The organism is Bacillus sp. FSL R5-0709 (assembly GCF_038004785.1).
Lineage (GTDB): Bacteria > Bacillota > Bacilli > Bacillales > Bacillaceae_G > Bacillus_A > Bacillus_A mycoides.
This window is the reverse complement of sequence record NZ_JBBORT010000001.1, coordinates 2,880,471-2,906,186: the sequence shown is the minus strand read 5'-3', so window position 1 is coordinate 2,906,186 and position 25,716 is coordinate 2,880,471. Positions and strand designations below refer to the sequence as shown.

The 25,716-nt window shown below is 34.1% G+C and carries 23 protein-coding genes, 4 pseudogenes and 1 riboswitch; of the genes and pseudogenes, 18 read left to right on the top strand and 9 right to left on the bottom strand.

The window, feature by feature from the left end; translation table 11 throughout:
• Positions 1–105: 105 nt before the first annotated feature.
• On the bottom strand, positions 106–342 hold the full coding sequence (locus tag MKX37_RS14910) for a DNA cytosine methyltransferase (RefSeq protein WP_078203533.1): 237 nt from the start codon (positions 340–342) through the stop codon (positions 106–108).
• 83 nt (positions 343–425) lie between these two features.
• Here MKX37_RS14910 and MKX37_RS14905 point away from each other — a divergent pair, with 83 nt between their 5' ends.
• The 3 genes from MKX37_RS14905 (at position 426) to lepB (ending at position 4,200) form a co-directional block, all read left to right on the top strand.
• A complete protein-coding gene (locus MKX37_RS14905) occupies positions 426–1,154 on the top strand; it encodes an NAD-dependent protein deacylase (RefSeq protein WP_002127990.1) in 729 nt (242 codons plus the stop codon).
• Between the two features lie 257 nt (positions 1,155–1,411).
• Positions 1,412–3,568 (top strand): peptidoglycan D,D-transpeptidase FtsI family protein, encoded by a 2,157-nt coding sequence (locus tag MKX37_RS14900; protein WP_176126844.1) that lies wholly within the window; start codon positions 1,412–1,414, stop codon positions 3,566–3,568.
• Between the two features lie 110 nt (positions 3,569–3,678).
• A complete protein-coding gene (gene lepB, locus MKX37_RS14895; RefSeq protein ID WP_016127209.1) occupies positions 3,679–4,200 on the top strand; it encodes a signal peptidase I in 522 nt (173 codons plus the stop codon).
• Positions 4,201–4,233: 33 nt separating this feature from the next.
• Here the strand turns inward: lepB and MKX37_RS14890 are convergent, their stop codons facing one another.
• A complete protein-coding gene (locus tag MKX37_RS14890; RefSeq protein WP_078422142.1) occupies positions 4,234–4,857 on the bottom strand; it encodes a cephalosporin hydroxylase family protein in 624 nt (207 codons plus the stop codon).
• A gap of 165 nt (positions 4,858–5,022) precedes the next feature.
• On the opposite strand from MKX37_RS14890, the gene MKX37_RS14885 reads away from it, so the two are divergent.
• Entirely contained in the window at positions 5,023–5,547 is a 525-nt protein-coding gene (locus MKX37_RS14885) for an NUDIX hydrolase (protein ID WP_002127986.1), read from the top strand.
• An 82-nt stretch (positions 5,548–5,629) separates the two neighbouring features.
• Here the strand turns inward: MKX37_RS14885 and MKX37_RS14880 are convergent, their stop codons facing one another.
• Positions 5,630–6,394 carry a class I SAM-dependent methyltransferase gene (locus tag MKX37_RS14880; protein ID WP_002127984.1) on the bottom strand — a complete coding sequence of 255 codons (765 nt, stop codon included), beginning with the start codon at positions 6,392–6,394 and terminating at the stop codon, positions 5,630–5,632.
• Positions 6,395–6,590: 196 nt separating this feature from the next.
• Between MKX37_RS14880 and MKX37_RS14875 the strand changes: the two genes are divergently transcribed.
• On the top strand, positions 6,591–7,082 hold the full coding sequence (locus tag MKX37_RS14875) for a DUF2716 domain-containing protein (RefSeq protein WP_078422143.1): 492 nt from the start codon (positions 6,591–6,593) through the stop codon (positions 7,080–7,082).
• A gap of 97 nt (positions 7,083–7,179) precedes the next feature.
• On the opposite strand, the gene MKX37_RS14870 is transcribed toward MKX37_RS14875, so the two are convergent.
• The 3 genes from MKX37_RS14870 to MKX37_RS14860 form a co-directional block, all read right to left on the bottom strand.
• Positions 7,180–7,950 carry a DNA alkylation repair protein gene (locus MKX37_RS14870; RefSeq protein ID WP_078422144.1) on the bottom strand — a complete coding sequence of 257 codons (771 nt, stop codon included), beginning with the start codon at positions 7,948–7,950 and terminating at the stop codon, positions 7,180–7,182.
• Positions 7,951–7,983: 33 nt separating this feature from the next.
• On the bottom strand, positions 7,984–8,289 hold the full coding sequence (locus tag MKX37_RS14865; protein WP_002127979.1) for an iron-sulfur cluster biosynthesis family protein: 306 nt from the start codon (positions 8,287–8,289) through the stop codon (positions 7,984–7,986).
• Between the two features lie 114 nt (positions 8,290–8,403).
• On the bottom strand, positions 8,404–9,870 hold the full coding sequence (locus MKX37_RS14860; protein WP_002013597.1) for an amino acid permease: 1,467 nt from the start codon (positions 9,868–9,870) through the stop codon (positions 8,404–8,406).
• A gap of 112 nt (positions 9,871–9,982) precedes the next feature.
• A riboswitch (Lysine riboswitch) is annotated at positions 9,983–10,175 on the bottom strand.
• 384 nt (positions 10,176–10,559) lie between these two features.
• Between MKX37_RS14860 and MKX37_RS14855 the strand changes: the two genes are divergently transcribed.
• Positions 10,560–11,009, top strand: coding sequence for a GNAT family N-acetyltransferase (locus MKX37_RS14855; protein WP_002127978.1), 450 nt, complete (start codon positions 10,560–10,562; stop codon positions 11,007–11,009).
• A gap of 40 nt (positions 11,010–11,049) precedes the next feature.
• Here MKX37_RS14855 and MKX37_RS14850 read toward each other — a convergent pair whose 3' ends face one another.
• Positions 11,050–11,952, bottom strand: coding sequence for a sulfite exporter TauE/SafE family protein (locus tag MKX37_RS14850; RefSeq protein ID WP_002127976.1), 903 nt, complete (start codon positions 11,950–11,952; stop codon positions 11,050–11,052).
• A 207-nt stretch (positions 11,953–12,159) separates the two neighbouring features.
• Here MKX37_RS14850 and MKX37_RS14845 point away from each other — a divergent pair, with 207 nt between their 5' ends.
• From MKX37_RS14845 to MKX37_RS14810, 8 genes and pseudogenes are all read left to right on the top strand, one after another.
• Entirely contained in the window at positions 12,160–12,957 is a 798-nt protein-coding gene (locus tag MKX37_RS14845) for a VOC family protein (protein ID WP_078422145.1), read from the top strand.
• A gap of 14 nt (positions 12,958–12,971) precedes the next feature.
• Positions 12,972–13,910 (top strand): aminoglycoside phosphotransferase family protein, encoded by a 939-nt coding sequence (locus MKX37_RS14840; protein ID WP_002185507.1) that lies wholly within the window; start codon positions 12,972–12,974, stop codon positions 13,908–13,910.
• Between the two features lie 13 nt (positions 13,911–13,923).
• Positions 13,924–14,667 (top strand): metallophosphoesterase family protein, encoded by a 744-nt coding sequence (locus MKX37_RS14835; protein ID WP_002013591.1) that lies wholly within the window; start codon positions 13,924–13,926, stop codon positions 14,665–14,667.
• A 111-nt stretch (positions 14,668–14,778) separates the two neighbouring features.
• The gene (locus MKX37_RS14830) at positions 14,779–15,429 is read left to right on the top strand and encodes an AAA family ATPase (RefSeq protein ID WP_003190117.1); all 651 of its coding nucleotides are present in this window, start codon (positions 14,779–14,781) and stop codon (positions 15,427–15,429) included.
• A 43-nt stretch (positions 15,430–15,472) separates the two neighbouring features.
• Positions 15,473–16,015, top strand: a complete 543-nt coding sequence (locus tag MKX37_RS14825; protein WP_002168100.1) for a GrpB family protein — start codon at positions 15,473–15,475, stop codon at positions 16,013–16,015.
• Positions 16,016–16,301: 286 nt separating this feature from the next.
• The gene (locus MKX37_RS14820; RefSeq protein ID WP_002185508.1) at positions 16,302–17,126 is read left to right on the top strand and encodes a DUF2785 domain-containing protein; all 825 of its coding nucleotides are present in this window, start codon (positions 16,302–16,304) and stop codon (positions 17,124–17,126) included.
• Between the two features lie 116 nt (positions 17,127–17,242).
• Positions 17,243–17,524, top strand: a pseudogene (locus MKX37_RS14815) (alpha/beta hydrolase); the annotation flags it as partial.
• Positions 17,524–19,485 (top strand): annotated as a pseudogene (locus MKX37_RS14810) (PAS domain S-box protein); the annotation flags it as partial. The pseudogenes MKX37_RS14815 and MKX37_RS14810, both read left to right, overlap by 1 nt.
• 642 nt (positions 19,486–20,127) lie before the next feature.
• Here the strand turns inward: MKX37_RS14810 and MKX37_RS14805 are convergent.
• A complete protein-coding gene (locus tag MKX37_RS14805) occupies positions 20,128–20,265 on the bottom strand; it encodes a hypothetical protein (RefSeq protein ID WP_000283272.1) in 138 nt (45 codons plus the stop codon).
• A 320-nt stretch (positions 20,266–20,585) separates the two neighbouring features.
• Here MKX37_RS14805 and MKX37_RS14800 point away from each other — a divergent pair.
• A pseudogene (locus tag MKX37_RS14800) lies at positions 20,586–21,292 on the top strand (alpha/beta hydrolase family protein).
• A 105-nt stretch (positions 21,293–21,397) separates the two neighbouring features.
• On the opposite strand, the pseudogene MKX37_RS27460 reads toward MKX37_RS14800, so the two are convergent.
• Positions 21,398–21,623: pseudogene (locus MKX37_RS27460) on the bottom strand (IS4 family transposase); the annotation flags it as partial.
• 69 nt (positions 21,624–21,692) lie between these two features.
• Between MKX37_RS27460 and MKX37_RS14795 the strand changes: the two are divergent.
• From MKX37_RS14795 to MKX37_RS14785, 3 genes are read left to right on the top strand one after another with little or no spacing between them, the layout of a single operon-like run.
• A complete protein-coding gene (locus MKX37_RS14795; RefSeq protein ID WP_078422146.1) occupies positions 21,693–23,228 on the top strand; it encodes a spore germination protein in 1,536 nt (511 codons plus the stop codon).
• Between the two features lie 4 nt (positions 23,229–23,232).
• On the top strand, positions 23,233–24,333 hold the full coding sequence (locus MKX37_RS14790; protein WP_002120379.1) for a GerAB/ArcD/ProY family transporter: 1,101 nt from the start codon (positions 23,233–23,235) through the stop codon (positions 24,331–24,333).
• On the top strand, positions 24,330–25,433 hold the full coding sequence (locus MKX37_RS14785) for a Ger(x)C family spore germination protein (RefSeq protein ID WP_002168107.1): 1,104 nt from the start codon (positions 24,330–24,332) through the stop codon (positions 25,431–25,433). Before MKX37_RS14790 ends, MKX37_RS14785 begins: the two co-directional genes overlap by 4 nt.
• The last annotated feature ends 283 nt before the right edge of the window (positions 25,434–25,716 follow it).

Below are 25,716 nucleotides of genomic sequence, written 5' to 3'. Positions count from 1 at the left end.
AAATGAATTGAAAAATCGTCATTTACTCATTAGACACACCTTTCACTGAATCTACCTCTAAACAATCCAGAATTGATTGTGAGAGTGCTTTAGCTATTAAGAATGCTACGCCATTACTAAAATAAGTGTATATTGTTGATTTAATGGTATATGAGGCGGAATAACGTATGTATCTGGAACACTCATTAATCTTAAGCATTCTCGAACGGTTAACCTTCTATTTTCTTGTGGATGAATAAACTCTCTACCATCCTTTGCAATATGAGAAGTGATAGTGTAGGATGGTTGATCCCAAGATAACTTTCTTACACCATTAAATTGGTTTGGGTTTAGATAATGCAACGTAGTAAGTAAACCGAATTGTACAACACCTACTGTAAACAACTGGTATAATAAGTATAGGAAAATACATAGAGGTGATTTTTGTGCAGCAATATGAGGAAGTACGTTCGATATTAGAAAAAGCAAAGAAAATTACAGTGTTAACAGGGGCTGGTGCAAGTACGGAAAGTGGAATCCCTGATTTTCGTTCAGCAAATGGATTATATGCTGATGCGAATATAGAGATGTATTTGTCGAGAGGCTATTATAATAGAAATCCGAAAGAGTTTTGGAAGCATTATAAAGAAATCTTTCAAATTAATACGTTTCATCAATATAAACCAAATCTTGGGCATCGCTTTTTAGCAGAGATAGAAGAACAAGGAAAAGACATAACGATTTTAACGCAAAATATTGATGGTTTACATCAAGTAGGTGGTAGTAAACATGTAATTGATTTACATGGAACACTGCAAACAGCGCATTGTCCAAAGTGTAAAACGGGGTATGATTTACAATATATGATTGATCATGAAGTGCCGCGTTGTGAGAAGTGTAATTTCATACTAAATCCAGATGTTGTTTTATACGGAGATACGTTACCTCAGTATCAAAATGCGATCAAACGTTTATATGAAACAGATGTACTTCTTGTAATGGGGACGTCACTCAAAGTACAGCCTGTCGCGTCATTCCCAGAAATCGCAAAGAGGGAAGTAGGCGCAACAACAATTTTAGTAAATGAAGAATTAACGGGACAAGAATACAATTTTGATTTTATTTTTCAAAATAAGATTGGTGAATTTGCCAAAGGGTTATCTTCGATTAAATAAGTTTTTGTTTTCGTAAAGAAACTGAGGTGGATGATGTCCACCTCAGTTTTTTTGTATGAATTATATTCATGTTATTGCGTATTAAGGGGAATGGTAATAAATAGGATATAAAATACAAAAACTGAAAATTAAATCTTTTATTTCTTTTGTAATTAATATAAAATTCTATATATATCATAAAATTAAATTTGATACATAATGATGTATTTGATTGCACTGTAGTGAACGTATGTTTTATGTAGAGAAATGTTAATAGAATGAAGCGAGGGAGAAAAATGAGACAGAAAAAGGAGAAACAGAAACAGTCGAAAAAGAAAAAGACTCATATTCCATTTCGGTTAAATGTACTATTTTTTATCGTTTTTCTTTTATTTTCAGCTATTATTATTCAATTAGGTAAAGTACAAATCATCGACGGAGAAACGTATCGAAATGAAGTGAATAAAAAGGAAGATGTAACGGTGAGTACTCCAGTTCCGAGAGGGAAGATGTTTGACCGGGAAGGGAAAGTTATTGTAAATAATAAACCGTTACGAACTGTTACATATACGAAGATGAAAGGAGTGGACTCAAAAGAGGTTTTAATAGTGGCAAGAAATTTAGCAAAGCTAATTGAAATGCCGCAAGAAGATATGGACAAGTTAACAGAGACAGATAAAAAAGACTTTTGGATGCAGTTAAATGAAAAACGTGCAGCAACAAAAGTAACGAAAGAAGATGAGAGTAAATTTAGGAAACAGGAAATAGAAGGGAAAGACTTAGATAAGAAAGTAGAAGAGTTGAGACGAGAAAGAATTACACAAGAAGAATTAAACGAGCTTTCGAAAGAGGATATAGAAGTACTAGCAATTAAAAGCAAAATGAATGCGGGATATAAAATGACGCCACAAATCGTCAAAAAAGATGTAAGTCAAAATGAATATGCAGTAGTGAGTGAAGGATTATCGAGCTTGCCAGGCGTAGATACGACTGTGGATTGGGAGCGCGAATATCCAAATGACAAAATACTACGTTCTGTACTTGGTAGTGTTTCTACTGAGAATGAGGGATTACCAAGGGAGCAATTAGACTATTATTTAGTGCGAGATTATAACCGAAATGATCGTATTGGTAAGAGTTACATCGAAAAACAATACGAAGATGTGTTACATGGAACGAAAGAACAGTCTAAAAATATTACGGATAAAGCTGGAAATATTATTCGGACTGAAAAAGTGACAAAAGGAAAAAGTGGAAATAATTTAATGTTAACAGTTGATATGGATTTACAGAAAAAGGTGGAGGAAAGTCTTGAAAGGAATTTAAGGGCATTTCATTCTTCTGAACCGATGATGGATCGTGCATTCGTCGTTATGATGAATCCGAAAAATGGTCAAATTCTATCATTAGCAGGAAAGAAAATTGTAAATAAAGATGGCGGGATGCAAATAGAAGACTACGCTTTAGGAACGATGATAAGTTCTTACGAGTTAGGATCAACGGTGAAAGGAGCTACGGTATTAGCGGGATATCAAACAGAAGCGATTAAGCCATATACGCATTTCTTGGATGCACCAATGTACTTTAAAGGAAGTTCGAAGCCGAAGAAATCGTGGAAAGACTTTGGAGATATTGATGATTTAAGAGCATTGCAAGTTTCATCCAATGTCTACATGTTTAATACGGCGTTAAAGATTGCGGGGATTGATTATGTACCAAACAATCCGTTAGATATTAGGCAAGAAACATTCAATAAAATGCGCTATTACTTTAGACAATTTGGTTTAGGTGTACCAACCGGTATTGACCTTCCAAATGAATCGATTGGTCAAATGGGTAGAACAGATAATATACCTGGTTTTTTACTTGACTATGCCATTGGACAATATGATACATATACGCCGCTTCAGCTTGCGCAATATATGTCAACGATTGCAAATGGTGGTTACCGAATGAAACCACAAATTGTACAAGAAATTAGAGAGCAACCGAATAGACCAGAGGAAGTCGGGAAAGTTATGCAATCGATGGAACCAGTCGTGTTAAATCGAGTGGATATGGATCTTTCATATATAAATCATGTGAAAGAAGGGTTTAGAAGAGTTTTCCAAGAGGTAGATGGGACCGGTGCTGGAACTTTTAAAGGTTTACCGTATAAACCGGCTGGGAAAACAGGAACAGCAGAAACAGTGTACGGTGGAGAAAGTGATATTGGAAGAGATGAAAACAACTATCGAAAAAAATGTTATAATTTAACTCTCGCCGGGTATGCGCCATATGATGCTGATCCGGAAGTTGCTTTTTCTGTTGTTGTGCCATGGGTAAATAATGATAAATCAGGTATTAATTCTGCAATTGGTAAAGAGGTTTTGGATGCATATTTTGACTTAAAAACGCAGAGATCGGGTGCAAGTCCAGTCCCAGTAGCACAATAGCCGAGTAAGGCACAATAAAAACTTCAAATTGTAGCATATCACTGCGCAAATGAACAGGTGCAGTGATATATTTTTGAGTTGAAAAGTGTTTTGATAAGGTGGGAATGGATATGAAAGAGGAGATTAAGAGAGGTTGGGGAAAGTACATACTATTTATATTTGTCCTAGTAGGAGCGTACCAGTCTTTTACTTTATGTAAGGTGGAAGGAAAATCAATGCAGCCAACTTTACATGAAGAAGACTACGTATTTGTAAATAAAGCCGCTGTACACTTTTCTAGCTTACAGCATGGAGAAATCGTCATTATTAAGGAAGAGGATGAGTCGAAATATTATGTGAAACGTGTAATAGGGCTTCCTGGTGACATAATTAACATAACGAATGGAACTGTATACGTAAATGACAAAAAGCAAGATGAACCTTATATAAATAAAGATTTATATAACAATACACAAGTGTTTTATAATTTTCAAAAGACAAAGATTCCGCCAAATAAGTTATTTGTAATGGGAGACAATCGTGAACAAAGTAAGGATAGTCGAAATGGTTTAGGATATATTGAAGAAGATAATATAATAGGAAAAGTGAAATTTGTGTACTATCCTTTTTCGAAAATGAAAATCATAAAATAAGTGGGGATTCACAAAACCCCACTTATTAAAGTTTCACTTTATCTTCTTTAAAAAACCTTTTGGATTAAATGATATGAAAAACTTATGTTTAGATTCATCGATTATGAAATTGCTATTTTTAGTTAAAAACTCTTCCACAGCTTCCATTGGGCCAGGGCCCCAATCAGGAAGGAGAGGATTTCCGTTAATACTTGTATCTTCTACAATAATGTAACTGCCAGTGGTTACAATAGATTTATAAAGTAAGAGTTCTTTCGATACATGTTCTTTACTATGATTAGAATCTAAAATAACTAAAATCACATCATCAGGTTTGCGCATACTTAATATTGATTGGACGGCCTGTACAGAAACAGATGAAGCTGTTAAATACGTAATTCGATTATGGGATGGCCGATTTGGTTGCGGAGTTATATCGATAGTAAGTACGTGACCTTTTCCAATTAAATCTAACATAGAAGCTAAAAACAGTGCACTACCACCGTAAAAAGTTCCGCATTCAATAATTAAATCAGGCTTTAATTCGTATAATATTTCTTGATACAAAAAGAGATCAGAAGGAAGTTTGCAGATTGGAACCCCGAACCAGTGTGTACCATGTAACCAAACGTTGCTGTCGTAATATTGTTTTAGAAATTCGCTACTAATGTTATCGATTTTGAATTCTCCTTTCTAAAAAGGATTCTTTCATACGTAAAGAGTTTACGTATGAAAGTTGTACTATATATTATGTGGTAAGGGATTATAAGGCGAGTATTTTCACGTGAAAATAAGCCAAATAACACATGTGGAAAATGAATTGCTATGAAAGGAAATGATCGTATGTATAAGTACACAATTTGCTTCATTAGAAAAGGAGATAATATACTGCTATTAAATAGAAACAAAAAGCCGACAATGGGAATGTGGAATGGTGTCGGAGGGAAAATAGAAGAGTATGAAACGCCATACGAAGGAGTTATTAGAGAAACGTTTGAGGAAACGGGAATAGAGCTTCCAAGTGTAACGTATAAAGGGAATGTTATGTTTCAAGTTAAAGACGAACCTTTGGGTAGTGAGGGAATGTATGTATTCCTTACTGATTTACCAGATGGAGTACATATTGATACGCCAGTAAGCACAGATGAAGGTATATTAGAATGGAAGTCAATTGATTGGATATTAGATGGTGATAATAGAGGTGTAGTTAGCAATTTGCAAAGATATTTACCAAGAGTATTAAAAGAAGAAAACAATTTAGAGCATACATTCACATATGATAACCGGAATATTATTGATTACACAACTACACTTTTGACAGAAGATGATACGAAAAAACGATATGAAAAACATCTCATTTCTCAATAGGATAAGATGCGTTAAAATAATAAGAAAAAGCCAAGTCCTTTATTGGGACTTGGCTTTTTTGTAGGGAATGCTAATTCAAATTTTACTCTTCATAATTTGCTTTAATAATAAAGCGGTGTTGCTTCACATCGAAATATCCTTTTTGCAAGATGATTTCATGTATGCGATACAATTCCTCGGTATAGCTGTCTACTGTAAATTCAGGAATTTGCCACGGAATTGCTTGCAAGTAATAGACAACAGAACCGACATCATAAAAACGCTGAAGAGGGAACTCTTCCTTCGCTTCTAAAATTGTAAATCCGCTTTTTCTCAATTCACTACATGCCGTTTCGAGTGACCAACTTGAAAATTCGCTATTCAGCGGTGTGCCAAACTGCTCATTCAGTTCCGCACAATCAAGACCACCGACTTGTTGTGTAAGAAATGTTCCATTGGTGGAAAGACTTCTTTTCACTTCAGAAGCAGAATAGGATTCATGTTGATTCACAATTAAATCAAACTGACCATCTTGAAATGGTAAAGCAGTATCATCAGTCACTTCTACGACTATAACTCCTAAAGGTTCTAATTTCTTTCGTGCAATTGGGACATTCGGAGCATAGCCCTCAGTCGCATAAATAGTTGACGGGAACGGTTGTAACATAGATAAAAACTCTCCGCCACCAGTCCCCATATCTAGCATTGATTTTGCACGTTGCATAAGCTGGAAAGCAGTGCTACCGTATGACCATGATAGGGGCTCGCTATTCATACGGCCAGTTTCTGAAATGAAAGAAAAATCCCAGCCGCTAAAGTTAGTCTTTGCACTTTCTAATAGTGCTGAAAATAATGGATCACGTTTCATAATATGTCCTCCTATTTCGTTAATGAATGATATAGTAAGAACAGAGAAATGGAGGACCTCTTGTAAAGATGAAGAGGTTTTACGTTTCGTGTTCGAATAGATTCATACAAATTCGCTCCTTGCGAGAATAATTATTTATATATTCGGGATAATCGAGTGAAAATCCTTTGAACTATAAAGGGAAGGTAGATATTTAATGAAGAATTGGATTGAGTTTACAGACAAAGAGTACGACCGAATATGGGATAGGGTATATAGTGATTTTGAGTTTTCACCAAGTATGTCTATATTCCCATCATTTAAGGTGCCAAGTCCTTTTATAACATATGATATTTCTCATTACTTTGGAGAATCGGTAGATTTAAATGTATATGACGATCTGGAAGAAAAAGCATTACTAGTTTTTAAAGAGAATACAGTATCGAATGAATATATAATGGCACTTGATTGGCAACATGAATGTTACTGGGTAAATTCACATTTAAAGTTCGATAGAAATGAATTTGATGAGTGGACAATCCCGATTTTTCCAACTGGAGATTACTATTTCTTTATTCAGAAGGACTTTAAGTGGGGGTATTTATGGCATCCGTGGGAGGAGAGTATAACGATATTTGGAAAAGAATTAATAGATGCTTTTGATCAACATAAACCGGAAATGTTTCATAAGATTTTAAGGCAGGGTTAATGTTTAAAAGAGAAAAAACGTTTATACTTCCAAATGAAGTATAAACGTTTTTATTATTAGCTGTTTTCATATAGATTGTTGCTTTCTTTACAAATACTTAAAAATAAAAATCTTTTGGTAAAGTGCCATTTTTTATCACCGTTCTTAATCCATGTTTCATAATCCAAGGATTAACAGGATGGTTTTTATCGAGTAATTCTCGCAACCATCGAAAAACGAGTTCTTTATCTTCTTTCGTAATATCATTAATGTGATTGGCTACAGATTTTTGAACATAATTAGAAGGGTCATTCATTAATGGCTCAAGAAGCTTTAAATTATTTCTGAAGTCACCTTTCAAAGCTCCTATTTTTTTTGCCCAAGGAAGTCTTGGCCTAGTACCTTCTGAAGCTAATCTTCTAATGCGGCTGTTTTCATCACGTAACCATTGCTGCAATATGTCCAAGGTTTCTTCATGGTATTTTTCAAGATAAGGACGAATGGCATATTCAGCAGTATTTCTTTTTGTTATTTCATACATTGCGTTGAATGAGGAGTCAAAATCGTTAAGCCCATATTTTCCAACGTATTTTGCGATAGGCATATACATATAACCCTTTGTAAATGTGCCGACTTCTGTTGTATTTTCTGGTCCTAATGTTTTCAGTAATATATGTATTGCTTCATTAAAATCTTTTTGTAATGCATTGTGTAATTCATCTGCTATTACTTCTATACGTTGCTTTAACTCTAAATTTTCAACTTTATATGTTACGGTAGATACAAAGTTTCTTTTAGAGAAATTAGGATCGTGTTTACAAATAGAATCAGCCATTTTTTCTGCTAATTCTTTGTTAAATAAAAATTTTAACGGAACATATTTGCCCATTTTTTCACCCCGTTGGTCGGATAAAAACAATGTTTATTTTTTAATCGACAATCCATACACCAAAGTCTCACTAGGAGTCGTAATACTAAAACCTGTCGTCTTATAATCAAGTTTCACCGTATCACCAGTGTAATCTGTCGTGAATGAATCCATTTGTACGATAAGCTCCGCATCTTCATATACAACATCATCCGCATTATATGTATCCCAAATTAAATCGACATCAACGAAAATACTGCAAGAGTTTGTCATAGTTCCTCTAATGCGAATGATCTTTTTGTCTTCACGTACTAGTCTATGTATAGCTGCTTTTGCTTCATCAGTAATACGAATGTTCATGTAATCCCAACCTTTATTTATATTTCCTCTATTATTGCAAAAACAGGAGAAATAGGGAAGGGAGAAGCATTGCATTAAAAAAACGAGCAAACAATTTTGTTTGCTCGTTTTACTTTATTTCAGTTCACATTTATCAAGTGGAATGACTTTCGTTTTCTTAGTAAATTTATAACCTAACCATAGTACTAAGAAGAGTGGTAAACCGATGTAAGAAACGAGTACACCGTTCCAGTCGATAGATGCTCCTGTAAATGCTCCGTAGTTTTGACCTAAAATAACAATAACACAAAGTGTAAATGCAAAGATTGGACCGAACGGGAACCATTTCGCTTGATATGGTAAATCTTTCAAATCTTTCCCTTGTGCAATATAGGCTTTACGGAAACGGTAATGACTAATAGCAATCCCTACCCAAGCAATAAATCCTGACATCCCTGAAGCATTTAATAACCAAATGTATACAACACCGTCACCGAATAAAGAAGCGATGAAAGCGACGCTACCAACTACTGATGTTGCGATTAATGCGTTAACAGGTACACCGCGGCTATCTAATTTCCCTAAGAACTTTGGTGCTTTTCCTTGGCGAGCTAAATCCCAAAGCATACGAGTTGATGCATACATTCCAGAGTTACCAGCAGAAAGTACTGCAGTTAAAATAACAGCGTTCATAACAGAAGCAGCGAAGGCAACGCCCGCTTTTTCAAATACAAGTGTAAATGGACTTACTGTAACATCACTTGCTGCAAGGCTTTCAGTCGTATAAGGAATTAATAAACCGATAACGAGAATTGCTAAAATATAGAATAATAAAATGCGCCAAAAGATAGAACGAATTGCTTTCGGAATATTGCGTTCTGGATCAGCAGTTTCACCAGCAGCTACTCCTAATAATTCAGTTCCTTGGAATGAGAAACCAGCAGCCATAAATACACCGATAATTGCCATGATGCCGCCATTAAATGGTGCATCTGCAACAGTGAAGTTTTTAAAGCCAACAGATTCGCCGCCCATAATTCCAAAAATCATCATAAAACCGACAATTAAAAAGATAATAATAGTAACTACTTTAATAAGTGCGAACCAATATTCAGATTCACCAAAACCTTTAACAGATAAATAGTTTAAGAGAAAAATAATAGCTAAACAAAGTCCACTCCAAATAAGAGAAGGGGTATCTGGGAACCAAAATTTCATAATTAATGTTACGGCCGCTAGTTCAGCTGCAATCGTAATCGCCCAGTTATACCAATAGTTCCATCCAAGTGCAAAACCAAGTGATGGATCAACAAATTTTGTTGCATAAGTACTAAAAGATCCAGTAACAGGCATGTAAGCCGCGAGTTCTGCTAAGCTTGTCATTAAAAAATAAACCATAATTCCAATTGCGGCATATGCGACTAATGCACCGCCAGGACCAGCTGAATGGATAACACCACCACTGGCAAGAAATAATCCGGTACCGATTGTACCACCGAGAGAAATCATCGTAAGGTGACGAGATTTTAATCCGCGTTTTAATTCACCTTGTCCTTGTGTAGTTTGCGTTTTAGAGGTAGATTGATTTGTTGCGCTATTCATGTTCAACACTCCTTTTCTTGTAGGTTAGGAAGGAGCGGGGAAGAAAAATACAAAAAACCGCCAAAGGAATTAGGCGGAACGTTTCACAAATAACCACCCCATCATACCCTTCCGTTAAGATAGCACACCACGTTTACACGGTAATTTTGTAAACGTGACAGTTCTGTTCCTTTCGGAGACAGCCCCAGCTCATATTTCCAGAGAAGAAATATAAACTTCGGCAACTTTTCCTTTCAAACGGAGTCAGTGACATTCGCTGTGTCTCGTCCATTTTACTTTTAAAAGTCGCAACCTCTACCTCATCGGATTGATGAGGATTTATATATTGCTAAGATATTTAATATATGGCAATTGTAATGACTTTCTGAATATATTGCAAGGAATTTTGTTAGGAAAAGTCAAAAAATATCGGTTATTGTATAGGAAACGCTTGCAAAACTCCACCCGAACCTACTATTATGTAGCAATAAGCAAAGAAAAAATTGTTATACAAATGTTTCGCAAAAAATATTGAAAAACCCTTTAAAATTAAAAGAAAATTCAGAAAATATAATTCGACATAACTATCAGAAGGGGATTATTCCTTAAATTCGTTTCAAAGAATAAGTATAAATTCGATAAATAGAATGAATATTCTTTTTATTTCTGATAAAATTGAGGTATTGTTTAATTGAAAAGGGGATATCATTATGAAATTAGAAACGGAAAGATTATATATAGTACCGTGTACAGAAGAATGGATTCAAATTGCGGATAATCAAGGATACAATAGTGGTCCGCATATTGTAGGACATATAGAAAATATGAAACGAGATGCGGCTTCATTACCGTGGGGACCGTGGTATGTTATTCGGAAAGAGGATGATGTTGTTCTAGGTGATATAGGATTTAAAGGGAAACCGAATGAGCAACATACGGTAGAAATTGGTTACGGATTTATTGAGAAATATTGGAATAAAGGGTATGCAACAGAAGCAGTTAGTGAATTAATGAAATGGGCTTTTCAAACAGGGGAAGTGGAAACGATTATAGCGGAGACACTCCTTGATAATTATAGCTCTATTCGTGTCTTAGAGAAATTACATATGAAAAGAGTAAATAGTACTGAAACGATGGTCAATTGGAAAATAGAAAAATAAAAAATACCGCTCGAAGTAAATCGGGCGGTATTATTATTAATTATGGTAGCATTTGTTTTTGATCTTTCGGATAGCCGGCTGTCGATACGTTAGAACGATTGGAATGATTACGAACAGCAATAAAAATAGATATAATAACGACAAGACCAACTGCAACGTAAGAAAGTGAAATAATAGTTGGATCTACTTTAAATGTAGTAAGCAGTGTACGTATATTCGTAAAGATAATAAGTCCGCCAACGAGTACGCCAAGTAAATGAGAAGGAACGATGCGTACTAACCATGCGGCGATTGGTGCGGCAACAATACCACCAAGCATGAGGGCAAATACCCAAACCCAGCTTACTTGTTCCCAGCCAAGTGAAATGAAAAAGCCAATCGTTGCAGCGAGTGAAACAGGAAATTCACTCGTATCTACAGATCCAATAACTTTTCTAGCTTCATTTCCTCTTGCAAGAAGAACAGGTGTCGTAATCGGCCCCCAACCACCGCCGCCAGTTGAATCGACGAATCCAGCGAATAAGCCAAGTGGTACAAGTTGTTTAGCAGACATACGCTTATTTGAAGAAACAATTTGTTTTTGAATGATGAATCGTAATAAAATATAAACCCCTAAAGTAAATAAAAATATGGAAATGTACGGTTTAATTACATCACCAGGTAAATTGCTTAAAAAACATGCCCCAATAAATGCGCCAATTGCTCCTGGTAATGTAAGTCTGGAAACTGTATATTTATCAACGTTTCCAAATTTGATATGAGATGCACCAGAAGCGGCGGTTGTAACGACTTCAGCTAAATGAACTGATGCGGAAGCTACAGCTGGTGCGATACCAAACATTAATAATAGTGAGGTAGACGTTACCCCGTACGCCATACCAAGTGCGCCATCAATCAATTGAGCGAAAAATCCAATAATAGCAAAGACAATTAATTTCTGCATAAATAATCCCCCTGTAATAATAAATGAAAAAGACACTTTTCCCGTATGAGAAAAGTGCCTTTGGTTTTTCCAATCAGCAATAATTAAATTTGTTTTATTATAATACACATTAATCGTATAAATCAACTGGGTTTTAAAGTTTTTTGAATTGAACGAAAGAAAAATAAAATATACAATAAAAGGATGGAGAGAAAGGGGAGAAAGACTATGTTAGCATTTGATCATCTCGTTCACGCAGTGCATTGTACACCGGAGGAAGCGGCAAAACAAATGCAGGAGCATGGATTTCATACTGCATTAGGCGGTGAGCATACGACTTGGGGTACTTGGAATAGTTTATGTTATTTTGATTTATCATATATAGAATTTTTAGCAGTTCAGCATGAAGAAAAAGCGAAAGAAGCAGAAAATCCATTAGTACAAGAAACAGTGGTGAAATTAAAAAATGGAGAAGGGATGCTACAAATCGCAATTCGAACAGATGCAATTGAAGAACTAGCAGTTAAATTTAGTAAGCACGGCTTACATACGATAGGACCATTTGAAGGGAAACGGATGAGAAAAGATGGCCGGCTTTTAGAATGGAAAATGTTATTTGTAAAGCAAGAAGAGAATGGACCGAAATTACCATTCTTTATACAGTGGAATGAAACGGATGAAGAAAGAAGAAACGATTTACGTAAAATAGGGACGATCACTGAACATAAAAATAAAGTACAAGAAATTGAAACGATTCATTATACGGTGAAAAATGTTCGAGAAACAGTGCGGAAATGGAAAGAAGTAATGGAGCTAACTGCAAATTCAATCATACAAAATGAAGAATGGAATGCTGAGTGTCAAAGTGTATCGTTTGGTGATGTTCATGTGCAGTTTTGTGAACCAGTTGGAGAAGGGCTAGTACTAGAACGTTTGAAGCATTATGGCGAATATCCATTTGCAGTGGAGTTTAAAGGGGAAAATAAACGAGAGTATGAAGTGTTAGGTAGTTTGTTCGTATATTAATAGAGGTGAGTTTTGTGGAAGAAATGTTAAGAGAGATAGAAAGAAAACTAGAGTGGTCACGTATTGTAAAATGTACAGCTATTACAAAAGGTTTTTCACATGAAGAGAAGTATAAAATTGACCTAGAGAATCGAGAAACTTATTTTGTAAAAGTGTGTGATTCTTCTAATTATGAACGAAAACAAGAAGAATATATGTATATGAAACAATTGGAGTTATTACATATTCCAACGCCGAAGTTAATTCATTTCATAAAACTTGAGGGATTAAATAAATGTGTTCAAGTATTTGAATGGACCCAAGGTGTAAATGGTCAAGAGAGCTTAAGCAAGCTATCGGTGGAAGAACAGTATAATGCAGGAAGAAAAGCAGGGGAAATATTAAAGAGAATTCACTCGATAGAAAGAGAAAGTGCAAGTAATAAATGGGAAATATTTAGGTGGAATAAGTATGAAAGGTACATAGAGGCATTAGCAGATTATGAGGTGAATTTTCTGGATTTGAAGCCAGTATTAACCTTTGTAGAAAATCATAAAGACTTATTGAAAAATCGGCCTATCACATTTTTACACGATGATTACCACCCAGCAAATAGTATGATTCATAATAATGAATTTATCGTTATCGATTTTAGTGGATATGATTTTGGCGATCCAATACACGATTTTTATAACGTAGCGATTTTTACTACAAGAATAAGCAAACCATTTGCGGTTGGACAAGTTCACGGTTATTGCGGAGGCGATCCGTCAATCCACTTTTGGAAACTGTATTCATTATATGCAGCGATGACATTCCCAGCGGATATCGTATGGACAAACCGAACTACACCACATTTAGTAGAGGATATGAAAGAAAGATTGAACCGAATTATAGAAGATCATAATCATTTTTCATCTTATATTCCAAAATGGTATCAATCACAACATGAGGATATAATAAACAATAAATAACGGAGGGATTCATTTGGATAAAATTGCGGTAATTTCAGATATACATGGTAATATTCCGGCATTAGAATCAGTACTGAAAGATATTAAATTAAGAGGAATTGAACGTATTATTTGTCTTGGAGATTTAGTAGGAAAAGGTCCGCATTCTAGCGAAGTAATTGAAATCGTTCGTAAAGAATGTGAAGGAACCGTAATGGGAAACTGGGATGATTTCATTACAAAACCGACTGAATTTGAAGCGTTAAAATGGCATCAAAAACAATTGTCAGAAGAACAAAATGAGTATTTAAGAAGCTTACCATTTTCAATCGAGTTTTATATGAGTGGGAAACTGATTCGTATGTTCCACGCTTCACCGAGAAGTTTGTATGAAAGAATTCAACCACATGCAACAAGAGAAGAGCGTATTAGTATGTTCGAAAATAGTGAGCTCACAGAGAATATAGAAGGGGAAAGAAAACCAGATGTCGTTTGTTACGGTGACGTTCATCAGGCGTATGTGCAAAATTTTAGAGGGAAAACGTTATGTAATGCTGGTAGTGTAGGTAATCCACTTGAAATTACACAAGCTTCCTATTTAATTTTTGAAGGAACATACAATGAAAAAGAAGCAGCAAGCTTTTCCATTCAACTCGTACGTGTACCATATGATATTGAACTAGCCATCCGATTAGCTGAAGAGTTGGATATGCCAGAAATTGAGGAATACAAGCAGGAGTTACGGACTGCTTTATATCGAGGGTTTAAGGGGAAATAAGGAATATGTATATCAATAAAAATATACCGACAAGTAGTGACATTTTTATTTATCATAATTTTGTTATGTAAACAAAAATGAGGAGGTCATATCGTGCATCGCCAAAAACGAATGAAAGAAATTGCTGATCATATTTTAAATTTAAATTTAACTCATCCAACAAGAGTTGGAGTGAGTGGTATTACAGCTTCAGGAAAGACAACATTTGCAAACGAACTGGCAGAGGAAATGAAAAATCGGGGAGTACAAGTAATACGCGCCAGCATTGACGATTTTCATAACCCTAGAGTGATTCGCTATACACAAGGCAAAGAATCAGCAAGAGGGTATTATGAAGATGCACACGATTATACAGCTTTCAAAGAAAGGCTATTAAAACCTTTAGGACCTAACGGGAATTTACAGTATGAAACGATTTCTCATAACTTAATAACGGACATCCCTGTACATAATACGCCGCTAGTGGCCTCGCCAAATATGGTGCTAATAGTAGATGGAACATTTTTATTGAAAAAAGAAATTGAGTATCTATTTGACTATAAAATTTTCATAGATACAGATTTTGAGATTGCGAGAAAACGTGGTGCAGAGCGCGAGACTGAGGCTTTTGGAAGTTATGAAGAAGCAGAGAAAATGTTTATAAACAGATATCATGCGGCTTGTAAGATGTATATAGATGAGCATAATGCGAAAGAATGTGCAAATGTTATATTTCAGAATAGTAATTTTGATGATCCGGTAGTTGTATTTAAAGGAATTTAAAATCTTTTATATAACAAAAAGTTCGTGAAAGGGGATGCGTCGGGTGGATAAAAAAGATAATCCGAACGATTGGCCTGTATGGGCGAATGAGTCAGTAGAGATAGTTAATGCAAATCCTGATTGGCAAGATAAAGGCCGATATGAAGAACGGCAACTTTATGAACTGCTTACTCCTCTCGGTATTAGCAAAGTAATACATATAGGAAGTACATCCATACCTGGTTTACCTGCAAAACCTATCATTGATCTAATGGCTGAAACAGACTCATTTGATAGAGTGCTCGATATTTCAGCAAAATTGGCTATATATGATTGGCATTATGTAGGCCCGGAATTAGATGAAAGACCTTGGAGAAGGTTCTTTGTGAAAGTGAAGAATAATAGGCGTGTAGCTCATCTGCATTTGATGGTTAAAGGAACTGAACGATGGGAGCAACAACTTTTATTTCGTAACCGCTTACGAGAAAATCCACAATTAGTTTATGATTATTCAAATCTAAAGCAAGAGTTAGCAAAAAAGTTTAACCAAGATAGAGAAGCATACACAAAAGCTAAAACAGAATTTATTAAACAAGTTCTAAAATGATTTAATTTTTGATTGTAACTACGTTTGAATATAAATGAAAAAAATACTTTATTTTATAGCCTAAACTTACATGAAATGCATGTAAACAAAGTGAGAAGCTTTGGTGTTCCAATGTATTTCCTTTTATTTCTCGGGAGAAATTTATATAATTGAATCAAGTTCATAGAAGGATAGATACTTAGTGAAAATGATTTTAGAAATCTACTTAATTTTATGAAATGAATTGCAGGGAGATAAGGTAAAAGGGGAAATATAAAAAAATCTTTAAAAGGGGACAGGAAATATAATGACAGAAGTACAAGAACTAAAAGAAGAACTACAACAAATTAAAAATAACAATTATGCTGTACCAGAAGACGTAGACGCATATCCATATGCACAGTGGATGTTAGATTATATCGGATCACCTGATGCTGAATTACGTGATGATTTGATTTATAGTACGCTTCACACATGGATTACAAATGATGTATTTAGACAAAAAGAATTACGAGGATTAATGTTACAAGCAATTAGTCCTGACTATTTATTTTATAAAATTGGTGAAAAGGGAACAGACTCTGTTTTTAAACGTGCGTTCTCCGTATTAATTCCACCACTTATTTTATCTGTTCATGAAAGAGAACCGCTGTTATCTGAAGAACAACTGTACAGTGTGGCAGAACAAGTGCTGGAATATGTATATTTAGAAGAAGATGTAAGGGGTTACGTAGAAGGGAAAGGCTGGGCACACTCAACTGCACATGCTGCAGATGCACTAGATGCTTTAGCACGTACAATACGAAATCGTGAGTTTTCATATGCAATACTAGCTGCTGTTCGTCAAAAAGTTCGTATGAATGACTACGTATACATACACTTTGAGGATGAGAGATTAGTAACGCCAATTATGTCGTTACGGAACCAAAATCTTTTAACTGAAGAAGAATGGAGCAACTGGCTACATAGTATAGCAATTGTTGAAGACATCCCGCATCCTCAGCATGATATTTTAGTACAAAATATTAGAGCTTTCTTAAGAAGTTTATATTTCAGAGTTTTAGAGAAAGAGGGAAGCACGACCTTTACAGATGATATATTGGAGACTTTGGAGAAATTGCGTAGGTATTAAAAATGACCAATACTTTAGAAACAAAGAGAAAATAATAATTTTCAAAAATTTATTAGAAATTTATTTTTACATTGTACCCTTTCAGTATAAGTTGAAAGGGTACAATGTAAAAATTATTGAAGATAGGAAAGATTATATTTTTTGTGTGTATTAGCATTATTTTTCTTGGAATAGGCGCTGTATTTATATATCATAACTATCAATTAAGAATGGAATCGAAATTAATTAATAATGAAGGTGAACTTGTTAATTTCAATAATAAAAATGTGAATGTTTATAATGAGGGGAGCGGGAAGGATACGTTTGTATTTATGGCCGGATCTGGAATTGCCGCTCCTGTTTATGAATTGAAAGGCCTATATAGTAAATTTTCGAAAGAAAACAAGATTTCTGTAATCTATTTGCTACTTTTAAAACATATTTTAAAAACCTTCATCCTTTTAAAAGTGCATCTTTATATTTTTCTGTTTTTGTGGGAATAAAGTGGTTAGTTGGTTTATGTTTTAATACTACATTGCTTTACACTGGAGGCTTATTATATATAGCTTTAGGACTTCTAATCGGGCTCTTTCTTATGGAAGCTTACCAGAGATTGTAATATTTAACACAAGATTTATCTAAAATAAATCGAGAATTAATTAAATCGAAGCAAGAACTCACAGATACCGTACATGAGCTTCAAGGAGGGATTTTTAAATTTAAAAAAGTGGGTAAGCACTTTATACACACTTTATGTGATGGGCAGTTTTATTATCAAAAAGGATTTTATTCTGAACAGGTGGTAGGAAAAAGCTTACGCACTATTGATGCTTCTATTGTTCCTCCACATTTAGTTCCACAATTGATGAAGCATTATCTTCAGGCATGGCAAGGAAAAGAAATTATATTCGAATTACCCTGGCCAAATGATAAAACTATTATTCTTATTGCGCTTAGGCCGATTAAACGAAATGGACAAGTTATTGAAGTTGTTGGTTCTACAGTCGATATAACCAAAAGGAAAAAGGTAGAATCAGAATTAAGAGCTACCAAAGAATTACTGGAATCGTTTATAAAGCATAATGTAGATGCTATTACCATATCTGATCGAGAAGGGCATATTTTACAAGCCAATAAAGCTTATGAAAAGATATTTGGGTGGTCATCACAAGAAATCATAGGTAAGAGATTACCTTGTGTACCAGATTTCTTAATGGATGAATCACTTGAAAATATTCAGAAAATTCTAACATATGAATCCATAGTTACTAGATTAGAAACGATTAGACAACGTAACGATGGAAGTCTTCTTGATGTCAGTCTGACAGTTTCTCCTATACTAGATGTAAGAGGAAATGTGATAGCTTTATCAGCAATATGTAGAGATATTTCTGAAAGAAAACAAGCAGAAAGAGAAAGGCATCGATTACACCAACAATTAAGAGATAGTGAAATGAAGTACCGTGCACTAATCGAACAAGCAACTGACGCAGTATATGTAGTAGAGCTGAATGAAGATCATGTTCCAAGTCGATTTATTGAGGTAAACCCTGTTGGGTGTAAAAGATTTGGGTATAGTAGAGAAGAACTGCTCTCGTTGCCATTTCCAAGTGTTGTACCACAAGATTCTCGATTGATCGTAAGGTTACTAGAAAAAATTAGAGAGGGACAAACTTCCTTCACTTTGCAAGATGAATATGTTTTTCCAACAAGAAAAATAATAACAACTGAGTTTAGTGTCCGTGTTTTTAACTTAAATGGTAAAATAGTTTTCCTAAGCATTTCTCGTGATATTACTGAACGGTTAAAAACAGAAGAATTACTACGAAAATCTGAAAAACTTGCTGTCGTAGGACAATTAGCGACTGCAATGGCTCATGAAATTAATAATCCATTAACCGCAATGAAAGGGTTTATGCAATTACTAAAATCAACGGGAAATGAGAATGATCAGGGTTATATAAATATAGTATCATCAGAGATTGAGCGTATAGAAAGTATTACAACTGAATTTATGGCGGTAGCTAAACCACAGGTGGTAAAGATACAACCTAATGATATTGGTGTGCTAATGGATCAAGTTTTGACGCTACTGCAACCTCAAGCAATGATGAATAATATACAAATTAGAATCGATTTTACACCTGATATTCCATTGATTCCATGCGAAGGAAATCAATTAAAACAAGTATTTGTTAATATTTTAAAAAATGCAATTGAATCCATGCCAACGGGAGGCGAAATTCTGATTCAAATTGATAAACTTGATAATGATCAAATAATCATTCGTTTTATGGATCAAGGGTGTGGAATTTCAAAAGAACGTATACCATATCTAGGAGAACCTTTTTACAGTATTAAGGAAGAGGGCATTAGTATAGAGGCTCCAACAAATTCAGTTAAAATAATTTTGTATGCAACATTAACAATAGATAAAATCAATAAAACCGGTATTAAAATCGGTATAATTGTGCCTATTCTATTTTTCTTTATCATAATATCCTCTTTTTTATTCAAATAAAATACATTGACCTATAAATAGAAAAGAAAAAACACTGTTATTAAGCTAGTGTTTTTTCTTTTCTTCCTACTTGATAAGAAGTTTATAAATAATAAATTATTGCTGATAAGATAAATACAAATAATACATAGTTAAATATTTTCGCTGTGCCATTCATTATTTTCACTATATTACTTAATAATCCAATTGTACAAAGACTGAATATCACCATTGTGGATCCTATAAAGTCAATTGAATAACATTGATATATAGATGTTATATTTTAAACAATTTATATAAAATTACAATAATTTAATGTGAATTATTTTCGTATCAAAGGGTACACCTTTTGAAGTGGCGTGATTTCTATGAAAAACAATGTGTCAAAAAGTTGGAGATAACATTTTGAAGTAGGGGTACCTCCACATGCCCATCAACCTAGCAGAAGAGCTTGTCCCAAAAATGATAAAAACGAACTTTGTTTCTACAAAAGACATAAAACAATAAACACGTACTTCATATTTACTTTTGTTGTGGACGATAAAAAGCATCTACCAATTGATTATACTCGCTTCTTGAAATTTCTTTATTATATAGTTTAATTAATAACTCTTTATGCGCCTTCGAAAACGCTATTTTATCAATAAATTTTGGATACATACGATCATTTTCTCCCTGTCTGATAAATTATTCTGTTGAATTCCGTCTATTTCCCCTGAATATTTTAAAAAATAAACCAACAATGTTTTATGAAATATTACATATCGAAATGATTGGACATTTTATAAGCGCTTACTATTACGAAAATGACAACAACCCTTCATTTCTCCTATGAAGAGGGTGAAGCAAAAACATTAAACTATTATATTTAAAGTTTAATCTACATGAATCGACATAGAAAGACTTTTTTAGACGAAATTATACATAATTTTATGTAATTGTACATATCCAAATAAAGTAAAAATGTATTTAAAGTATCATTGGTCTTAATATCTCATGGCACTGGTGGTTCACCATTAGTTTATCGAACGATTGCTCGTCACTTGGCTCGTAACGGATTTGTTGTGGAAATGCTTGAGCATCCATTCAATAATCGAAACGACAATACAGTGGAAGGTACAGTCGATAATTTAACTATTAGGCCAAAACATATTTCTATGGCGATTGATTGGTTCTTTAATAGTGAAGATTTTACAAAGGTTTTAAAACCTGATTCTGTTTCAGTCATCGGACATTCTATGGGAGGATACACAGCATTAGCAGCATCAGGAGGAATATCAACCTCTTTCCCTTATGAGTCTTTTGATGAGAAATCTCATCTTATCAATGTTACACCTGATTACAGAATAAAATCTTTAGTTCTTTTACGCCAGCTTCAGTTTGGTTTAAAACAAAAGGGGCTTTGGAAGGCATAAACATCCCTATTTTGATGCTTGTTGGGGAGAAAGATCGATTTACACCTTATTTTCATGCGGAAATTATATTGAACGGGATAACTGACAGTACTAAAATTCAACATAAAATAGTTGAGAACGCAGGACATTTTTCGTTTCTTAGCCCGTTTCCAAAAGAAATGACGAATGCGTCTTTTCTTCCGTCGCAAGATCCACCTGGTTTTAATCGAGAATATTTCCATCATGAACTAAATGAAGAGATTACAGAATTCTTATTAAAGAATATACAATAATAAGAGACGTTTGATAAAGATTAAGACTATGTATCTGAAAAAACAATTGATCTATTCACAAAGCATTCTCGTTAAACAAATGGAACCATAAATTTTCTCATTTTACTTTCCTGATCCTACATGAACATGTAGAAACTGACCACTTGGTAAAGCATACTCTAGTTGAAATTTTACACTAGCATTTTGGCTACTCCGATCCAATCTTGATATGTAGAAGCAAATTCATAAAATCTTAAAATATTTTATAATACAGTGTAAAGATATGGTGAAAATAGATTGTTTACAAAGTTGGAATTTTGCTTGAAGAACAAAATTGCTGCTGAAGTAAATAGTGGTATAAATCCTTTTAAACTATACACAATAAAAATACTGAAAAGTCTTTTCGAGGGGAGTCAATGTTGTGTTTTCTATATTTAAATTTTTAAAACAAGGACGTTATTCTATAAATGATTCGGAGAACAGAAATTCAAATGTTCAGAAAGAAACTATGGGAAATCATAATATCAGCTGTGACTTATTCCAAAACACAAATGATCTTCAAAAGCTTTTTCAACAAGCTCCTGATTTGGTAATTCGTCAATTTCAACTAGTAAATAAATCAGAAGCCGCTTTGATATACTTATCTGGATTAACAGATAAACAATCTATTCATAATAATATACTGCCCCCTTTGATGCATAACCCATTTGATGTTAGTAATGGTCTACCTGTCACAATAGGAGAAATTCAAACAATCAATACTTGGAATCAAGTCGAAAATGCTATTTTTCAAGGGGATAGTATTTTATTAATTCACGGTCAAAACACAGGGTATCAACTAAATACAAAAGGATGGCCACAAAGAGATATAACAGAACCTAGAAATGAAATATCTCTAAAAGGGACGCATCAAGGGTTTGTAGAAACATCTAGTCAGAATATAGCTTTAATACGAAGATATATTCCTAATAGAGAGTTAGTATTAAAAGAGGTTTTAATTGGAAGTAGAGGGAAGACCAAAGTATCTATTTTATATTTAAGAGATGTAGCTTCTCAAGATGTACTTAAGGAATTGGAAACTAGATTTCAAAATATTAAGGTGGACTCAATTATTAATACTGGCGAAATAATTGAATTTATTGAAGATAATCCATATTCACCCTTTCCGCAGTTTATCTTGACCGAAAGACCAGATTCAACTGTATCACACATCCTTCAGGGGAGATTCGCCATTGTTGTGGATCGAAGTCCCAATGTTTTGATTGCCCCCATAAATTTCATTTCCTTCTTTCAATGGGTAGATGACTACAACACACGTTGGTTAGTATCTTCCTCTGTTCGATTACTACGTTTTATAAGTTTTTTTATAGCCTTATTGTTACCTGCAACATATGTAGCGTTTATTTCATTTAATTATGAAGTTATTCCTGTACAGCTCTATTTATCAATTGCAGAATCGAGAGAACGCGTTCCGTTTCTTCCGGTGATAGAAGCTTTACTTATGGAGATTACCTTAGAAATGATGAGAGAGGCTGCCCTTCGTTTACCCACTCCCATTAGCCAGACCGTAGGGATTGTTGGAGGTATTGTGATTGGACAAGCTGCTGTTCAAGCAGGGATTGTGAGTAATATCATGATTATTATTGTTGCTATTACAACTATAGCTTCTTCTATTGTTCCTAATTTTGAAATGGGTTTGGCAATAAGATTACTGCGTTTTCCTATGATGTTATTAGCTGCTTTATTTGGAATTGTAGGAATTATTATCGGCTGGATGACTATAATTGCACATCTTATAAGTTTAGAGTCTTTAGGTACTCCTTATGGTAGTCCTTTGTCACCTTTTCGAATATCAGGTATGAAGGACACGTTCGTTCGCTTTCCTTTGTGGTCAATGAAGAGAAGATCTAAAAATATTACGAAGAATCACAAAGAAACCAATCCTGATAAAGGGTGAAAATATGAAAAAATATGCATATAATGACATCACTGTCATGCAATACATCTTTATTATTAATGCCTCACAAGTAGGAACTGGAATTCTGTCCCTTCCAAGGGTACTTGCAGAAAAAGCTGGAACAGATAGCTGGATAGCACTATTTATTGGTTGGTTTTGCGCTATGACTGCCAGTATTTTGCTAATTCAAACAGCCAAACACTATCCAAATGATACCTTATATGAAATTCTTATTCGATTGTTTGGGAAAATCATTGGTACCATGGTAATTATTCTTTATATGATATATTTTGCTTTTTACGCATGGACAGTTCTAATTAATGGCATGCTTTATATTAAGGGCTGGCTTCTTCCAAAAACACCCGACTATATTATTTTGTTTCTATTCTCTATTCCAACCTTTTTGGTTGCACGCAATGGTGTTCGGATAATAGGTCGATACTGCGAATTATGCTTTTATATGACAATGTGGATTCCATTTTTTTTCTTCATACCATTAAAAGATAGCAATTGGTTACACTTTCTTCCAGTATTAAAGGAGGGTTGGAAACCTGTCTTTTCGGCTGTTCCGTCTACTATCTTTTCCTTTATAGGATTTGAAATTGCATTTTTTCTTTATCCTTTTTTGCAAAAAAAGCAATATGCAACGCAAGGAATTATTATAGCAAATACCTTAACATTTATATTTTATCTATTTACTATCCTTATCTGCTTTTCGTACTTCAGTCCAGATGCAATTTTAGAGTTTAATCAACCTGTACTAAACTTGCTTAAAGTTATTGAATTTCGTTTTTTAGAACGGTTTGATATGATTTTATTGGCTATTTATCTAATTGTCGTCTCTACTGCATGGATTCCTTGTGTATACGGTGCTGTATTTTGTTCTAGTCAACTAATTGGAAAACAAGATCATACTCTTCATGTAGCTATTTTATTATTGGCAGTAATTATAGTAACGTTTTGGATCCATCCCTCATGGAATGAATCTGAACTATTTCAAAAGCTTACATCGAAAGCTGGACTTGTATTAGCTTTCTTATTCCCTGTATTTTTATGGATATATAACTTAATCCACAAAAAATACTTTCGGAGGGAAGCACATTGAAGCAGAAAATATTATGCAGTGTTTTAATTCCGCTAATATTGCTCACTGGGTGTTTAGACCAAATGAATGTAGAAGATGTTACACTCACGCTTATACTGGGTTTAGATTTGGACGAAAATGATAATTTGAAAGTATACTTATCCAGTCCTGTTTTCAATAAAGAAGCCAAGATTAAAGAGGAACAATATGGTGTGAAATCTGTTACAGTGCGAAACTCTCGTGAAAAATTCGACACCATGGCTATGGCTTTGACATCGGGAAGCAAGACACAACTTATTTTGATTGGTAAGCGACTTTTAAAACAAAAGAAGTGGGCGGATTATTTAGATCCTTTTTATCGAGATCCCAAAAATACGGTTACTACAAGAATTGTTGCTGTGGATGGACCTGTTTCAGACATAATTTATTATGCTCCCAAAAATAAACCACGTCTTCCTATATATTTGGCAAAATTAATTGAGACTGCACATAGAAGAAATATTACTGTAAAAACTACTCTTCAAGATTTTCATAACCAAACAAAAGAAAAAGGAATGACGGCGAGTGTTAGCGCACTTAAAAAGAATAACAATATAAAGTTGATAGGTTCAGCATTACTTGATGAACAGAATAGATATAAGCTAACTATTACACCAAAAGAAAATTTATTATTAAGTATCTTACAGAATCACATACAGGGAGAATTTCCATTTACTATTGCCGTACCGCTACAATCTGAAAGCAAAGAAAAACATTGGTTAAGCTTTAATACTCAAAGTACCAAAGTAAAAACAAACGTACAATACAAAAATCATTTTATGTTTAATATAAATGTACATATGAGAATTTCAATTTCAGAACGACTGTTTCCTTTTAATGTTAGGAATGATGGAGAAAGATTAGAAAGAAGCATTGAAAAACAGTTAAAAAGTGATTTAGAACGTTTAATAAAGAAAATACAAAAAGCAGAAATTGATCCTATAGGATTGGGGTTGTATGCACGAGCTTATACATATAAAGATTGGAAAAGAGTCCAAAAGAAATGGGGAAAAGCATTATCGAAGGCTGATGTTAAAGTTAATGTACATGTTAAAATTGGTGGAATGGGTACAATCAAGTAACAAGAACTCAGAGTAATAATTTTTTTTAGAAACTTCCTGGGTAGCATCACATCTCCATCAGCTTAAAGGTTCATAGCGCCCTTAGAACGTAATTTTTTGTTAGTCTGTAACAAAAAAGTACATTTTTTTCTTTTTTGGGGTGTTTACTTTTCTTAAGTTGATGCGCATGGGTCACCATACCATTTCGGGGAAATTGTACGTTTAGACACAATTTGGACGCAAATTAACCGATTCCCTGTACGTTAAGGAATCGGTATTTATAATACAGGTTAAAATAAACAGC

What these genes read in the sequence shown, in the direction of transcription:
- MKX37_RS14850 (WP_002127976.1), bottom strand. Translation starts at nt 11,952, where the DNA reads ATGCAGAAATTAATTGTCTTTGCTATTATTGGATTTTTCGCTCAATTG.
- MKX37_RS14900 (WP_176126844.1), top strand. Translation starts at nt 1,412, where the DNA reads ATGAAGCGAGGGAGAAAAATGAGACAGAAAAAGGAGAAACAGAAACAG.
- MKX37_RS14845 (WP_078422145.1), top strand. Translation starts at nt 12,160, where the DNA reads ATGTTAGCATTTGATCATCTCGTTCACGCAGTGCATTGTACACCGGAG.
- lepB (WP_016127209.1), top strand. Translation starts at nt 3,679, where the DNA reads ATGAAAGAGGAGATTAAGAGAGGTTGGGGAAAGTACATACTATTTATA.
- MKX37_RS14860 (WP_002013597.1), bottom strand. Translation starts at nt 9,870, where the DNA reads ATGAATAGCGCAACAAATCAATCTACCTCTAAAACGCAAACTACACAA.
- MKX37_RS14790 (WP_002120379.1), top strand. Translation starts at nt 23,233, where the DNA reads ATGAAAAAATATGCATATAATGACATCACTGTCATGCAATACATCTTT.
- MKX37_RS14855 (WP_002127978.1), top strand. Translation starts at nt 10,560, where the DNA reads ATGAAATTAGAAACGGAAAGATTATATATAGTACCGTGTACAGAAGAA.
- MKX37_RS14875 (WP_078422143.1), top strand. Translation starts at nt 6,591, where the DNA reads ATGAAGAATTGGATTGAGTTTACAGACAAAGAGTACGACCGAATATGG.
- MKX37_RS14880 (WP_002127984.1), bottom strand. Translation starts at nt 6,394, where the DNA reads ATGAAACGTGATCCATTATTTTCAGCACTATTAGAAAGTGCAAAGACT.
- MKX37_RS14805 (WP_000283272.1), bottom strand. Translation starts at nt 20,265, where the DNA reads ATGTATCCAAAATTTATTGATAAAATAGCGTTTTCGAAGGCGCATAAA.
- MKX37_RS14870 (WP_078422144.1), bottom strand. Translation starts at nt 7,950, where the DNA reads ATGGGCAAATATGTTCCGTTAAAATTTTTATTTAACAAAGAATTAGCA.
- MKX37_RS14885 (WP_002127986.1), top strand. Translation starts at nt 5,023, where the DNA reads ATGTATAAGTACACAATTTGCTTCATTAGAAAAGGAGATAATATACTG.
- MKX37_RS14865 (WP_002127979.1), bottom strand. Translation starts at nt 8,289, where the DNA reads ATGAACATTCGTATTACTGATGAAGCAAAAGCAGCTATACATAGACTA.
- MKX37_RS14830 (WP_003190117.1), top strand. Translation starts at nt 14,779, where the DNA reads ATGAAAGAAATTGCTGATCATATTTTAAATTTAAATTTAACTCATCCA.
- MKX37_RS14820 (WP_002185508.1), top strand. Translation starts at nt 16,302, where the DNA reads ATGACAGAAGTACAAGAACTAAAAGAAGAACTACAACAAATTAAAAAT.